We start from the raw sequence: 642 nt of genomic DNA, 5'->3' as shown, positions 1-642 counted from the left end.
CGTCAGCTCGGGCCGGTTGAGGTAGCCGCGCGCAACGCCGGCCCCGCCGATATAGAGCTCGCCCACCGCCCCCAACGGCACCGGCGCACCATGACCGTCCAGAAGATAGATCCGCGTGTTGGCGATCGGACGGCCGATCGTTTCAACGACGGTGTCTCCCCTGGGCATGCAAATCCAGGTCGAGTACGTCGTTGTCTCGGAAGGGGCGTATAGGTTACAGATCTTCTCGACGCGGCTGTGCTCGAAGATTCTCTCGATCAGAGCTGCGCTCAGCGCTTCGCCCGCCAAATTGATGGCGCTTGCCGCGGCGGGGACTGCTTCCTTGTCGAGCAGAGCGGCGATCGCAGAGGGGACTGTATTGATCAGCGAGACGTCCAGAGGCGTTTGCGCCAGTGCCAGCGCATTGTCGACGAGATAGAGCGTGCCGCCCTGTGACAGGGTAGCGAAGCACTCATAGACGGACAGATCAAAGCTGATCGAAGTGGAGAACAGCATGCGGCTGGTCTGCGCTTGCGCGTAGACGCCGCTACTCCAACGCAGCAGGTTCACGGTGCTTTGATGCTCGACCATGACGCCCTTGGGCGTCCCGGTGGAGCCCGAGGTGTAGATGATGTAGGCGAGATGGCGGGGGGTGAGCCCCAG

The 642-nt window shown here is 62.6% G+C and carries 1 protein-coding gene; it reads right to left on the bottom strand.

Features of this window, described 5'->3' with window-relative positions:
- Positions 1-642, bottom strand: a 642-nt coding sequence (locus NKH03_RS34900) for an AMP-binding protein (RefSeq protein ID WP_352973389.1), incomplete at both ends; no start/stop codon positions are given.

Origin of the sequence: Mesorhizobium sp. M1406 (genome assembly GCF_040317555.1) — a bacterium.
In the GTDB taxonomy this organism is placed as follows: Bacteria; Pseudomonadota; Alphaproteobacteria; order Rhizobiales; family Rhizobiaceae; genus Mesorhizobium.
The sequence above is the reverse complement of the archived record's forward strand: the minus strand, read 5'-3'. Positions and strand labels throughout refer to the sequence as shown.